We start from the raw sequence: 13,118 nt of genomic DNA, 5'->3' as shown, positions 1-13,118 counted from the left end.
GCGCCCGCCGGGGGAGGGTATGGCGCGAGAAGTGCCTGTGCGAGGTTATCTGATGCTACGTTACATAATGGCTGTTGCCACTGTGGCAGCAACCGTGCTGCCGGCTGTATCCTTCGCCGAGAAGGAAGAGACTCATTCCGCCAAGGCTGAGCTGGTGACTCGGAGTGAACTGCCGGGTCAGGTTTTTCGTGATTACCTGAAGCTATTTACGCCCCGAAAGGAAGCCAAACCGCTGGACGTATCCTATTCCAAGGAATGGTTGGACCAGCAGCCCAAGGCAACCGGCGATGAGCACTGGAGGTGTCTGGCCGAAGCACTGTACTTCGAGGCACGCGGCGAAAGCGTCCGTGGGCAGTTTGCGGTGGCCGAGGTTATTTTGAACCGGGTTGAAAGCAGCCGCTTTCCGGATGATCTGTGCGGTGTCATCCAGCAGGGAACGGGCAAGAAGTACCAGTGTCAGTTCACCTACACCTGCGATGGCCGCAAAGAGGTCATTCACGAAAAGAAAGCCTATGAGCGTGTCGCCAAAGTTGCCCGCACGTCCATTGATGGGATTGCAGATCAACTGACCGAAGGGGCAACGCATTATCACACCAAAGCCGTACGCCCGTCTTGGTCGCGGGTGTACAAGGAAACCGCCCGGATCGGTGTGCACATCTTTTATCGTCACAATTACCGTACCGCGAGCAACTGACCTGCTTCCGATTGGTGACTAAGCACCGCGAATGCTGAACCGGCATTCGCACGCTCGGGTTTCGCAAGTTCTCGCCGGTGCAAATGGCCCAAGTGGCGTTTTAGGCGGTTGGAATGGCGTTTGTATGAATGTTATAGGCCTGCGCACCGCCTATGATAGGCAACCTGCACTGCCCGAGCCCGAAAAGGCCATACCCATGAGTTCTGAAATCCGCCTTGCCTTTGCGCACCCGTCCGAACGCTCGGAAGCGACAGCGTCCCGGGGTCCTCTGGACCGTATTTCACTGCGCGATCATATCGTCGAAGTGGAAATCGGCGCATTTCAGGCCGAGCGGGGAACAACGCAGCGCATCTGTTTCAACATCGTGGTCGAAGTGCGCCCGATCAGCGATCCGATTGATGATGATGTCGACCGGATTCTGTCCTACGACCGCGTCACAGAAGCCATTGCATTTGAACTGGCCGCCGAGCGGTTGAACCTTCTGGAAACTTTGGCCGACCGGATCGCCGAGCGTATCTTGCTTGAACCTCAGGCTGTAAGAGCTTTTGTCAGAATAGAAAAGCTGGACCGGGGTCCAGGTGCTTTGGGCGTCGAGATCGTTCGCGGCAAGGACACGGCCCATCATGACCTGATTGAAGAAGAGCGGCCGCATCCACGTCTGGTTTATTTGTCGAACGAGGCGATGCAGTCGAAAAATCTGACCGGTTGGATCGATCAGCTTGAAAGCCGTCAGCGCCCTCTGATCCTGTGTGTCGGGGCATCGGACCTGACTGTTCCGAAAACCGGTCATGCAATGACACAACGTCGGATCGACCTGTTGGCCATTGAACAAAATGCATGGGTATTGGCGGCGCACGATCACCGGTGCGTGGTGGTTTCAACGCGGACAGAGCTGGATTGGGCCATGAAGAACGGCCAGATTTGTGTCTGGGCGCCGTCCAAGATCGTTCTGGATGCGGTGGATGGCCCGTCAGCGGCGCCGTCCGATTCGGTTGCGTTGGCAGCGTGGTTCGCGGCAACATTCGAAGCCAGCGAGATGTTGGTCATAGGCGGCGGCCTTCCAGAGGCTCCCAAAACTCCCCTGCGGGCGGTGCCGGTGGATCAGGCCAAACTGTGACCGCGTATTTTCGTCCTCTTGTACAGCACGGACCAACGCGCCCGGCCCATGCGGTGTCGTTGGCGGGGCAGGACCTGTGGTTCACCCATGCGGAAAAACTGACACGCGACGGCGACCCGGTTCTGGTCGCCGTGAACGACATCCCGGAAGAAGTGATCAGCCGCCTGACCCGCAAAAGGGCGGCAGTTGCAGGTCTGGACATGACGGTCCCGCAGATCATGGGCATTTTGAACGCAACGCCCGACAGCTTCTCGGACGGAGGTCTGCACAATTCGGTCGAAGCCGCTGTGTCTGCGGCCAAATCCATGGTCACGCATGGCGCCAGCATTCTGGACATCGGTGGGGAATCCACCCGCCCGGGTGCCGCATATGTTCCGGAAGCTGAAGAGATCGAGCGGACGCGCCCGCTGATTTCCGCGATCTGCGCGGAAACGGATGCTTTGGTTTCAATCGATACGCGCAAGGCCAGTGTCGCCGAAGCCGCCTGGGCAGCCGGGGCTGGGCTGATCAACGACGTGTCAGGGTTTACCTTTGATCCGGATCTGGCCCCGTTTTGTGCTGGGGTCGCTGCCCCGGTTTGCGTCATGCACATGCAGGGTGATCCCGCGACGATGCAGGATGACCCGCAATATGATGACGTCCTGCTGGACGTATACGATTTCCTCAATGGACAGATCGAACATCTTGAGGGCCTTGGCCTGAACCGGAACCAGATCATTGCCGATCCGGGCATTGGGTTCGGCAAAACCGAGGCTCATAACTTGACCCTGTTGCGGAACCTCAGCCTGTTTCACGGGTTGGGCTGCCCGATCCTGTTGGGTGTGTCCCGTAAGGGATTCATCGGTCAGATCGGCAAAGAACCGCGCAAGGATGCGCGTGCACCAGGATCAATTGCTGTTGCATTGGCGGGATTGTCGCAAGGTGTGCAGATCATTCGGGTCCATGATGTGGCCGAGACGGCTCAGGCCTTGCGCTTGTGGACTGCCGTCCGGTAATCCGGTCCCAAAGCTGGAATTTTGGAGAAAACGCCGATGCGCAAATTGTTCGGAACCGACGGGGTGCGGGGCACTGCCAACACGCATCCGATGACGGCGGAAATGGCTTTGCGCATTGGTGCGGCAGTCGGGCGATATTTCCGGCGCGACGCCTCCGGCGTGCACCGCGTGGTCATCGGCAAGGATACGCGCCTTTCGGGCTATATGCTGGAAAACGCGCTGACGGCAGGTTTGACTTCGACCGGTATGAACGTGTTGCTGCTGGGCCCGGTGCCAACGCCTGCGGTGGGTCTGATGACCCGGTCGATGCGCGCTGATCTGGGCGTGATGATTTCTGCCAGCCACAACCCGGCTGAAGACAATGGGATCAAGTTTTTTGGCCCCGACGGCTTCAAGCTGTCGGATCAGGCCGAAATGGATATCGAAGACCTGATTGAACAAGGCGTCCACCCCGCCAAGGCCCAGAATATTGGCAGGGCGCGTCGCGTGGATGATGCGCGGTTTCGCTATGGCGAGCGTGTGAAATCCTCGTTGCCACGTGAATTGCGGCTCGATGGTCTGAAAGTTGTGATCGACTGCGCCAATGGCGCTGCGCACCGCACCGCCCCGGAGGTTCTTTGGGAGCTGGGTGCCGAGGTCATTCCGATTGGCATCGCGCCCAACGGCAAGAACATCAACCTGAACTGCGGGTCGACCAAACCGCAAATGGCGGCGGAAACCGTGGTTGCCCACGGTGCCGATGTAGGGATTTGCCTGGACGGTGACGCAGACCGGGTCGTGATTGTCGATGAACAGGGGCAGGTCGCCGATGGCGATCAGTTGATGGCGCTGCTCGCCAGCAGCTGGGCCCGTGCTGATCGGCTGACCGGCGGGGCGTTGGTGGCAACGGTCATGTCCAACCTCGGGCTCGAGCGGCACCTGGCTGCGCGGGGGCTGCGACTTGAACGCACAGCGGTAGGCGACCGCTATGTTGTCGAACGCATGCGCGAAGGCGGGTTCAATCTGGGCGGCGAGCAGTCGGGTCATATCGTGATGACAGACTACGCAACCACCGGGGACGGGCTGATGGCAGGACTGCATTTCCTGGCGGAAATGGTTCGGGCTGGCCGCAGCGCCTCCGAGATCTCGCAGCAGTTTGAGAAAGTTCCGCAATTGCTGAAAAACGTCCGCTACGAAGTTGGCCAGCATCCCCTGGAAGCTCAGAACGTCAAGACGGCGATTGCCGATGCCGAAGCGCGATTGAACGGACAGGGGCGTTTGTTGATTCGCATGTCCGGGACTGAGCCGCTGATCCGGGTCATGGCCGAGTGCGAAGATGATATCCTGCTGAATCAAGTCGTTGACGGCATCGTCTCCGAGGTCGAGGCGGCGGCTGGCTAGCGTCTGAAAAGCAGTTTCTGCAGGCTGAACCATTGGCTGATGGCCAGCCCAGTCAGGATCATTGCCAGCGCCAGATAGAACCGGAAAGGCAGCGCCTCGGACAGGATCCAGGCGCCAAACACCATTGACCAGATTGGAACCTGATAGTTCACCAGGGTCAGAAAAACGGACCCGGCGCTGCGAATGATGGAAACCCGCAGGAGCGTTGCAAAGGCAGTGGGGAACAGGCCCAGCACGATGATGGCAAGGCCGGGCCGGGTGCCTTCCCAGCGGGGTACACCTTCGTAAGCCAACATGATCGGCAGCAACAGCACAGCACCGACCACAAGCGTCAGGGCGGCCAGGACAACCGGATCAACAGGCGGGCAGCGGCGGGTGAAGATCGAGGCCAGGGCGTAGGACAATGCCGCGCCGACGCAGGCCAGTTGAGCCATGGGTTCAGCCCCCGACCCCAATTGTGCAAGACCTGGGCCGATCAGTATCAGTGCGCCGGTGAACCCAAGGGTTACACCGAACAGTCTGCGCGCATTCATCGGTTCATCGGAAAAGAAATGGGCAAGCGGCAAAACCATCAACGGGATTGCGGCCATGGAAAGCCCGGCAAAGGCTGACGGAACAAATTGCTGTCCCCAGCTTAGCAGGACAAAGGGCAGGGCCGTCGACAGGATGCCGATGATTATGATCGACCACCAGAGTGCCGGGTTTCCAGTGGGAATTTTTCGGCCCGTCGCCGCCATCATCAACAGCAAAGTCAGTGCACCCAGTGTCGTTCGGGCGGTTGCCACGGTGATCGGACCGTAACCTTCCAGGGCCATGGCAACGACCATGAAAGTGCCGCCCCAGATCAGGCCAAGCGTTACAACGCCGCTCCAGTCGCGTGAATTGGGGCTCTCTACCATGGCTTCCCCTTATCTTGCGCATCCGGGGATGTCACGCCGCCATATTTGACAGTCGGTAAGTTTTCACTTACGGTAAGTGATGGCTAACCAATATGTATTCTCTGCTATAAGTGATCCCACCCGGCGACAATTGTTCGAAGCGATTGCAATCAAGCCGCAGGCAGTTGGGGATTTGGCTGAAAACATGCCTGTCAGTCGTCCTGCCGTGTCCCAGCATCTTCGGGTTCTAACCGATGCGGGCCTCGTGGTGTGCCGTGCCGAAGGGACCCGGCGGATATATGCTGCCCGCCCCGAAGGGCTTGCCGAGTTGCGGGATTGGCTGGATCGGTATTGGTTCGAAGTGTTGGAAGGTTATGCGGCCGAATTTAGTGAAAGCGGACAGAACCATGACTGATCCTATCGTCAAAACGGTGATTGTAAATGCGACGCGTGAACAGGCATTTGATGTGTTTGTGAACCGGATTGCAAAGTGGTGGCCACTGCATGGCCATGCCGTGTCCGCCGCACACGGTAGACCGGCATTTGCTGTCTCGATCGAGCCGTTTGTAGGTGGCGCGATTTACGAAACCATGTTTGACGGCACACGTTCGGATTGGGGAGAGGTTCTGTCGTTTGCGCCCGGGCAAAAGGTGGCGTTTACCTGGCATCCCGGAACAGACGAAAAGCGTTCCACCCTGGTGACAGTCGAATTTGAAGACCACGGGTCGGGGCAAACAAAGGTAGTCCTTACCCATTCCGGCTGGCAGGTCTGGGCAACGGAGGCACCGGACAAACGCGGCAGTTACGACGGCGGCTGGGATTACGTTCTGGGCGAGTGCTATCGAAATGCGGTTGCAAACTGAAAAGGGCGGCCACCGGGGCCGCCCTTGTGCTGACAGAAGCCAGGCTCAGTTCTTTTCCTGATCGACCAGTTTGCCGGCCGAGATCCAGGGCATCATGTCGCGCAGTTTCTTACCGACCTGCTCGATCTGATGTTCATCGTTGTGACGGCGGGCCGCCTTGATGGTCGGCTGACCAACAGCGTTTTCCAGCATGAAGTCACGCACGAACTTACCGGTCTGGATGTCCGACAGAGTCTCTTTCATCGCCTTCTTGGTCTGCTCATAGGGCAGGATCCGCGGGCCGGTCACGTATTGGCCATACTCGGCGGTGTTCGAGATCGAGTAATCCATGTTCGCGATGCCGCCTTCATAGATCAGGTCAACGATCAGCTTGGTTTCGTGCAGACACTCGAAATAGGCCATTTCCGGTGCATAACCTGCCTCGACCAGCGTCTCGAAGCCGCAGCGGATCAGTTCGACGATGCCGCCGCACAGAACGGCCTGCTCGCCGAACAGGTCGGTTTCGCATTCTTCGCGGAAGTTGGTCTCGATGATGCCCGAGCGGCCGCCACCGATGGCCGAGCAATAGGACAGACCAATTTCCAGCGCCTTGCCGGTGGCGTCGTTGTTCACGGCGACCAGGCAGGGCACGCCGCCACCCTTGACATATTCGCCACGCACGGTGTGTCCGGGGCCCTTGGGGGCCATCATGATGACGTCAACGCCTTCTTTCGGCTCGATCAGGCCAAAGTGGACGTTCAGACCATGGGCAAAGGCAATGGCCGCGCCGGGCTTGATGTTGTCATGCACATATTTCTTGTAGGTTTCGGCCTGCAGCTCGTCGGGCATGGTGAACATGATGACGTCGCACCATGCGGCGGCTTCGGCAATGCCCATCACCTGCAGACCTTCGGCTTCGGCTTTCTTGGCCGAGGGCGAGCCTTCGCGCAGGGCAATGACCAGGTTCTTGGCACCCGAGTCGCGCAGGTTCAGCGCGTGTGCGTGTCCCTGGCTGCCATAGCCCAGGATGGCCACTTTCTTGTCTTTGATCAGGTTGATGTCGCAATCGCGATCGTAATAGACGCGCATTTTGCCGGTCCTTTCAGTTTCGATTGCGGTGGTTCTATCTGCCCGCCGGCGCAATGGCGATAGCATTGGGGTTGAGTATTTGAGAAAAAGATGAAGAATAATTCGCAAAACATCTTTCATGTGAAAAAATCATGCTTGACGATACTGACCGTCGCATCCTGCGTCATTTCCAGGCCGATCCGAGCCTGACCACAGCCGAACTCGCCGAGCGGTGCAGGATCAGTGCAGGGGTGTGCTGGCGGCGGATTGAAAAGATGCAGGCCGCAGGGATCATTCAGGGGCAGGAGGCCGTGATCGACTGGGTCGCGCTTGGGTATGCGGTTGAGGTTTCGCTGAGGATCACGCTGGACAAGACCCAGCCACGTGCCTTTGACGAGTTCACCGCCGCAGCACGCAAAGTGGCCGAAGTGATCGAGATTCAGACCTTTCTCGGGCGGGTTGACGTGCGCCTTTCCGTTTTGGCGCGGGATATGTCCCACTACCAGCAGGTGTATCGTGACCGCATTCTGACGTTGCCGCACATCGCTGACATCGAAGCGCTGATGCATATTGCCCGGGTGAAACGGGACGAGGTGTTGCCGGTATGACGGAACTGGACGAAACCGACCGCAAGATCTTACGTGCGTTGGCGCAGGATGCGTCTCAAAGCGCGGGCGCGCTTGGGCGACGGTTTGGCCTTTCGCAACCGGCAACCTGGCGGCGTATCCGCAGGCTGGAGGAGGAAGGCATCATCAAGGGGCGCCGGTTACGGTTGAACGCCGAGGCGTTGGGGTTTGGGGTGACGGTGTTTCTGGGTGTGAAACTGGCGCGCAAAGGGCAGGTCAGCCTTGAGGATTTCGAACGTGCCGTAAGCGCCATTCCCGAGGTTCAGACGGTCGAGCATGTGCTGGGTCTTTATGACTACCGACTTCGGGTCGTTGCGCGGGATCTGTCGGACTTTGAACGCGTCCTGCGGCGGCGTATCATGACATTGCCTGGGGCCGGGGACGTCGAGGCCAACGTGCTGCTGAGTGAAGAGCGTCTTCCGGGACCGATCGGATAAGTCAGTATTTTGAGCGGATGCAGAAACCCGGGTGATGCGTCATGCGGGCAAACGCCATCGGCTCTCCATCTTTCCAGGTCGTACGCTCAAGCTGAATCATTGAGGTACCGGTCGTGGTCCCCATGAATTCGGCCAGTCGCCCGTCAGCGGAAACGGCACAGAACGCGATTTCGGCTTCGGTAAAGGGTGCGGTCTTCAGCAGCCATTCATGCGGCCCGTTTTGGTTCAGATCGGCGTGTTCCACATCCGGAACGGCCTCGATATTGATCCAGCGTTCTTCGAGCTGAAAGGGGCGGTTGTCCGCGTAGTGCATGCAGATGATATGAAGGACGCGCGCGTCCGGCGAAACGCTCAGTTGCGATGCCAGCCAGCCTGGGCTGGGCACGACGCTTCGTTCGACCAGAGCATAGCGATAGGTGGCATTCTGGTTTTCCACTGTCTGGCGCGCTAGCGAAATTTCCAGCTTGGCATGTTTGCTGGGTTCTTTTTTGACCCGTGTCCCGCTTTTCCGCTTTCTTTCGACATAGCCTTGTTCGGCCAGTTCCCGAAGGGCCCGGTTTACGGTCGCGCGGGCGCAATTGAACTCTTCGGCCAGCTGCGTCTCGGTCGGCAGCAAAGATCCCTGCGGCCAGATACGGGCTTCGATCCTTCTTTTGACTTCGTCGCGAACTACCTGAAAACTTATCCGTTTTTGCCCTGTCACCTGCGAAATTACCTTTCTTGTACAAAGTGTATGTATCTGGTCAGAAACACGTCAAAGTGTAAAGTAGGGGTGACCCTAATTGGCGTCATTTGTGCCTTGATCGGGCCGTGCGAGACGCAAAAAACAATCTGAAGAGAAAGGTTCCGTTGCGTCAACATGTGACGTGCTTAAGGTGCTTTACGAAATTCGCCAAAAGGTTCAGAACTTCATGAACCTCTCAGGAAAGGAACAATCATGCCCGCGTTGCTGGACAGTGTTGACCCAAACGGTCTCGAAGAATTCTCGGTGGTTTTTACGGACCGGTCCCTAAATCACATGTCGGCATCCTTTCAGCAGGTGATGCGCGATATCTCGGATATGTTGAAACAGGTCTACAACGCTGACGGTGTTGCGGTGATCCCTGGGGGCGGAACCTATGCGATGGAGGCCGTTGCCCGCCAGTTTGCACAGAACGCCAATGTTCTGGTGGTTCGCAATGGTTGGTTTTCGTACCGCTGGAGCCAGATCATCGAAACCGGTGGATTGACGGCCTCGGCCACTGTGATGAAAGCGCGCCAGACCGGAAATACCAGCCCGTCGCCCTTTGCACCGGCCCCGATTGACGAGGTCGTGACGACCATTCGTGAACAACGTCCGGATGTCGTGTTCGCACCGCATGTGGAAACCGCTGCAGGTGTGGTTCTGCCTGACGACTATGTGGCGGCCATGGCTGCAGCCGCGCACGAAGTCGGCGCGCTGATGGTATTGGACTGCATCGCTTCGGGGTGCGCCTGGATCGACATGAAGGCAACCGGCGTTGATGTTCTGATTTCCGCGCCACAGAAGGGATGGAGCGCGTCGCCATGCGCCGGTTTGGTCATGTTGTCCGAACAGGCCGAAGCGCGACTTGAGCAAACGACGTCGGACAGTTTTGCTATCGATCTGAAAAAGTGGCGCCAGATCATGCAGGCTTACGAAAATGGCGGTCACGCCTATCACGCCACGATGCCAACGGATGCGCTTCGTGCGTTTCGTGAAACAATGATTGAAACCCGTGATTATGGTTTCGAAAAGCTGCGCGATGCGCAATGGGCGCTAGGGAATGGTGTGCGGGCGATTCTGAATGACAAGGGAATTGTCTCGGTGGCCGCCGACGGATTTGGCGCGCCCGGTGTTGTCGTCAGTTATACATCGGATCCCGATGTTCAGAACGGCAAGAAATTCGCAGCGCTGGGTATGCAGATCGCGGCGGGCGTGCCGCTGCAATGCGACGAACCTGAAGGGTTCAGCACGTTCCGCCTTGGTCTGTTTGGGCTGGACAAGCTGTATGACGTGGACGGCACCATCCAACGTTTGAAACGGGTTCTGGATCAGGTGATTTGAGCCGGCAATCGGGCCTCAGCGCATGCCGAGGCCCATTTGCATAAGCGTTTTGCGCACCGGCGCCAGTGAATAAAGGGCATTCAGGCTCATGGCGCGGGCGTCACGCAATGGGCGCGCTTCGATCATGGAGGCGCGGTTCAGCAGGTCGATTCCTTTGACACGCAATTCGATCTCGGTGTGGCGCGCTTTGTGGTAGGCCGCCAGCATCTGGGCATCACCCAGCCCGTCCGGTCGCGCCTGCGCCAGATCCAGCAGGCACCGCAGATCCCCCAGCGACATGTTCAGACCTTGGGCCCCGATCGGCGGAACCACATGTGCGGCCTCGGCCATCAGGACGAGTCTTTCACCGGACAGATGCTCGGCCGATTGACTGATGATCGGCCAGATCGTGCGGCGCGACGCTAACTTGAGCGGTCCGAAGAGTTCGCAGGATCGACGGGTCATGGCTGCCTCGAAATCCGGGGAGTCGAGGTTCATGAGCTCGACCGCACGAGGACCACGTTCCATCCAGACAATCGCAGAGGACGGCTGACCCTGCCAGTCGGGCAACGGAACCAGAGTGAATGGCCCGCCGGAGCGGTGGATTTCGGTTGATACGTTTTCGTGCGGGATTGGGTGCGTGACCGCAAAAGCCAGCGCTTTCTGACCATAGCGTGTTGTCCGGACGCCGATACCAGCAGCTTCGCGCATGGGTGAATTGCGCCCGTCTGCTGCGATCACAAGACGGCAGCGAACCCGGGCGCCGTCACTAAGCCCGACGCGGGCTTCGGCGGTGCGGGTAAACAGACTGGTGGTGCCGGTTCCGGGTCTGAAATCCACATTGGGCAACTCGGCCAGCCGCGCCACCATTTCCCGGCGCAGCAGCCAGTTGGGAAGGTTCCAACCGAAAGGCTGGTCGGAAATGTCCGAGGCATCAAAGTCGCGAACGACACGCGGTTCAGGCACGTCACCGCCGGCATCCACGATGCGCATGATCTGCAAAGGGGCGGCGTGCGCATCCAGACGTTGCCACAGCCCGCATTGTTCCAGCAAAACCCGGGCGGGTTGCAGAAACGCCGTTGTTCGAAGGTCTGACCCTTCAACGTCGCGCTCGGTCACGGGCGGGGCAGGGTCGACGCAGATTACGTCAAATCCGGCTGCCCCAAAGGCAGCGGCGGCGGTCAGACCGGCGATACCGCCACCTGATATCAGGATGTCACAACTGTCAGTCATCGCGAAATTCTCCGTTGTCCGCAGACCCTAGTGGTGTTGCGGCCCGGGCGCCAAGTGACATCCTGTCCCGGTTCCTAACCCCGCGAAATCAGCAACAGGATCAGGAACATCACCGGCACCATCGCAAGTGCGGGCAGATAAAGGCCGGGAAGACCGAACAGAAGGATGGAACAGCCCCACATGCTGACGATGGCGGCGGCGGTATAGCCCAGATCTTCGGGCGCGCCGTCTTTCACGTCGCGGGCCATCCATCCAAACAAGGGAATGGCAAACAACAAGCGCTGCCAGATAGGCAGGCGCGGGGACATTTCGATCGCGCTCATTGGAGGTCTCCGTTCTGTTCGTCGCTAAGGCGGATATAGGAACGATGATGCAGGTGCAGAATGAGCAGATCGTCGCAGGTTGCCCTGTCAGACCAGGCGTTCGAGAAACTGGGTCAGATCGTCTGTATAGTGGTGGATATGCTCCGCAGTGTGCGGTTCAGGTGCCACATGGACCGTGCGCATTCCCATCTCGTGCGGGGCTGCCAGATTGCGCGGGTCGTCCTCGAACATCGCGGCCTGTTCGGCGCGAATACCGTCCCGCGCGAAAATTGCCTCGAAAGCGGCTTTTTCCGGTTTTGGGCGGTATCCGGCGTGTTCGACACCATAGACTGCATCAAACAACCCGCTCAGACCGCGTGCCGCCAAAACGCGTTCCGCATAGGGCGCGCTGCCATTGGTATAGACGATGCGGCGACCGGGAAGTGAGCGGATATGGGCGGCCAGTTCCGCGTCCGGATCCATATGACTCATGTCCACCTGATGGACCGCATGCAGATATGGATCAGGGTCCAGGTCGTGCTCGGCCATCAACCCGGCCAGCGTTGTGCCGTACCGGCGCCAGTATTCTGACCGCAAACGATCCGCCTCGGCCTGGTCCACACCCAGAGTGCGCACGACATAATCCGTCATCAGCACCTCGATCTGATCGAACAGGCGCATATGGGGCGGATAGAGCGTATTGTCGAGATCGAATACCCACTGGGTGACATGAGCAAATGCAGGTTTGACCATGGTTATGGTTTAGGGTCCGGTGCTGCGGATTTCAATGCTTCACTTGATTGGAAGGCCAAGTGGCGGATAGACATGACCGAACGAGGAGACGAAAGACAAAATGAGCCAGACCCGCCAACCCAACAAAGATGCCTACAGCCTGATTCTCGAAGCCATTGATGTTGGCGTGTACAAGCCCGGCGATCGGCTTGTCGAAAGCGAATTGGCGGAACGTTTTGGCGTGTCGCGCACCCCGATTCGCGAAGCGTTGCAGCGACTGGAAACACAATCCCTGCTGGAAAGGGACGGGCGATCACTTATCGTGGCATCGTTGGATCACAACCAGATGGCTGAATTGTACGTCGTGCGCCGCGAACTCGAGGCGCTGGCAGCCCGTCTAGCCGCCAAACACGCAACGGAAGAGGAAATCAAAGTTCTTCAGGACATGGTTCTGGCAGATGACGAACTGGTCGATGATCCGACGGCCCTGTCGCGTGCCAACCGGCGGTTTCACGAACAGATTCATTTGGCGTCGCACAACCGATATCTGGTTCAGCAACTGGATCTGGTGCATCGCACGATGGCCCTGATGGCCACGACATCGCTTGCCGTGCAGGGCCGGGGTGAAATCGCCCAGAACGAGCACAAGGGAATTGTCGAAGCGATCGCGGCACGTGATGAAGACGCCGCAAGCCAGGCGTTGCGGGAACACATCTCGATCGCGTTCATGACCCGCCTCAAACAGGATGCGGTCCGGCGCGAGTCCTGAA

General features: G+C 58.6%; 16 protein-coding genes. 10 read left to right on the top strand and 6 right to left on the bottom strand.

From position 1 onward, the window contains the following. Positions 1–52 precede the first annotated feature (52 nt). From ACR0JW_RS03815 to glmM, 4 genes are all read left to right on the top strand, one after another. Positions 53–694 (top strand): cell wall hydrolase, encoded by a 642-nt coding sequence (locus tag ACR0JW_RS03815; protein ID WP_480713591.1) that lies wholly within the window; start codon positions 53–55, stop codon positions 692–694. Between the two features lie 196 nt (positions 695–890). Next, positions 891–1,811 carry a dihydroneopterin aldolase gene (locus ACR0JW_RS03810; RefSeq protein ID WP_480713590.1) on the top strand — a complete coding sequence of 307 codons (921 nt, stop codon included), beginning with the start codon at positions 891–893 and terminating at the stop codon, positions 1,809–1,811. Next, positions 1,808–2,806, top strand: a complete 999-nt coding sequence (gene folP / locus ACR0JW_RS03805) for a dihydropteroate synthase (protein WP_480713589.1) — start codon at positions 1,808–1,810, stop codon at positions 2,804–2,806. Before ACR0JW_RS03810 ends, folP begins: the two co-directional genes overlap by 4 nt. 36 nt (positions 2,807–2,842) lie before the next feature. Then, positions 2,843–4,186, top strand: a complete 1,344-nt coding sequence (glmM, locus tag ACR0JW_RS03800; RefSeq protein WP_170824594.1) for a phosphoglucosamine mutase — start codon at positions 2,843–2,845, stop codon at positions 4,184–4,186. Here the strand turns inward: glmM and ACR0JW_RS03795 are convergent. Further along, positions 4,183–5,085: a DMT family transporter gene (locus ACR0JW_RS03795; RefSeq protein ID WP_170676562.1), complete on the bottom strand. Its 903-nt coding sequence runs from the start codon at positions 5,083–5,085 to the stop codon at positions 4,183–4,185. The two genes, glmM and ACR0JW_RS03795, sit on opposite strands and share 4 nt — an antisense overlap. A 79-nt stretch (positions 5,086–5,164) precedes the next feature. Between ACR0JW_RS03795 and ACR0JW_RS03790 the strand changes: the two genes are divergently transcribed. Next, entirely contained in the window at positions 5,165–5,479 is a 315-nt protein-coding gene (locus ACR0JW_RS03790; RefSeq protein WP_480713588.1) for an ArsR/SmtB family transcription factor, read from the top strand. Continuing rightward, positions 5,472–5,927: an SRPBCC domain-containing protein gene (locus ACR0JW_RS03785; RefSeq protein WP_170676566.1), complete on the top strand. Its 456-nt coding sequence runs from the start codon at positions 5,472–5,474 to the stop codon at positions 5,925–5,927. The genes ACR0JW_RS03790 and ACR0JW_RS03785 overlap by 8 nt, the downstream gene beginning before the upstream one ends. A 45-nt stretch (positions 5,928–5,972) precedes the next feature. On the opposite strand, the gene ilvC is transcribed toward ACR0JW_RS03785, so the two are convergent. Beyond that, positions 5,973–6,995, bottom strand: a complete 1,023-nt coding sequence (gene ilvC, locus ACR0JW_RS03780) for a ketol-acid reductoisomerase (RefSeq protein ID WP_170616439.1) — start codon at positions 6,993–6,995, stop codon at positions 5,973–5,975. A 131-nt stretch (positions 6,996–7,126) separates the two neighbouring features. On the opposite strand from ilvC, the gene ACR0JW_RS03775 reads away from it, so the two are divergent. Both ACR0JW_RS03775 and ACR0JW_RS03770 read left to right on the top strand, forming a co-directional pair. Further along, positions 7,127–7,582: an Lrp/AsnC family transcriptional regulator gene (locus tag ACR0JW_RS03775; protein ID WP_170616437.1), complete on the top strand. Its 456-nt coding sequence runs from the start codon at positions 7,127–7,129 to the stop codon at positions 7,580–7,582. Further along, the gene (locus ACR0JW_RS03770) at positions 7,579–8,037 is read left to right on the top strand and encodes an Lrp/AsnC family transcriptional regulator (RefSeq protein ID WP_170676568.1); all 459 of its coding nucleotides are present in this window, start codon (positions 7,579–7,581) and stop codon (positions 8,035–8,037) included. The genes ACR0JW_RS03775 and ACR0JW_RS03770 overlap by 4 nt, the downstream gene beginning before the upstream one ends. A 1-nt stretch (position 8,038) precedes the next feature. On the opposite strand, the gene ACR0JW_RS03765 is transcribed toward ACR0JW_RS03770, so the two are convergent. Next, a complete protein-coding gene (locus ACR0JW_RS03765) occupies positions 8,039–8,740 on the bottom strand; it encodes a GntR family transcriptional regulator (RefSeq protein ID WP_170676570.1) in 702 nt (233 codons plus the stop codon). Positions 8,741–8,974: 234 nt separating this feature from the next. On the opposite strand from ACR0JW_RS03765, the gene ACR0JW_RS03760 reads away from it, so the two are divergent. After that, positions 8,975–10,102, top strand: coding sequence for an aminotransferase class V-fold PLP-dependent enzyme (locus ACR0JW_RS03760; RefSeq protein ID WP_170676572.1), 1,128 nt, complete (start codon positions 8,975–8,977; stop codon positions 10,100–10,102). Between the two features lie 15 nt (positions 10,103–10,117). Here the strand turns inward: ACR0JW_RS03760 and ACR0JW_RS03755 are convergent, their stop codons facing one another. From ACR0JW_RS03755 to ACR0JW_RS03745, 3 genes are all read right to left on the bottom strand, one after another. Further along, positions 10,118–11,314: a UbiH/UbiF family hydroxylase gene (locus tag ACR0JW_RS03755; RefSeq protein ID WP_170676574.1), complete on the bottom strand. Its 1,197-nt coding sequence runs from the start codon at positions 11,312–11,314 to the stop codon at positions 10,118–10,120. A gap of 74 nt (positions 11,315–11,388) precedes the next feature. Next, complete coding sequence (locus ACR0JW_RS03750; RefSeq protein ID WP_170676576.1) at positions 11,389–11,637, bottom strand: hypothetical protein; 249 nt, start codon at positions 11,635–11,637, stop codon at positions 11,389–11,391. Positions 11,638–11,724: 87 nt separating this feature from the next. After that, positions 11,725–12,369 carry a pyrimidine 5'-nucleotidase gene (locus ACR0JW_RS03745; protein WP_170676578.1) on the bottom strand — a complete coding sequence of 215 codons (645 nt, stop codon included), beginning with the start codon at positions 12,367–12,369 and terminating at the stop codon, positions 11,725–11,727. A gap of 100 nt (positions 12,370–12,469) precedes the next feature. On the opposite strand from ACR0JW_RS03745, the gene ACR0JW_RS03740 reads away from it, so the two are divergent. After that, the gene (locus tag ACR0JW_RS03740; protein WP_170616423.1) at positions 12,470–13,117 is read left to right on the top strand and encodes a GntR family transcriptional regulator; all 648 of its coding nucleotides are present in this window, start codon (positions 12,470–12,472) and stop codon (positions 13,115–13,117) included. Position 13,118 lies beyond the last annotated feature (1 nt).

The organism is Ruegeria sp. BG6 (assembly GCF_056538465.1).
The sequence above is the reverse complement of the archived record's forward strand: the minus strand, read 5'-3'. Positions and strand labels throughout refer to the sequence as shown.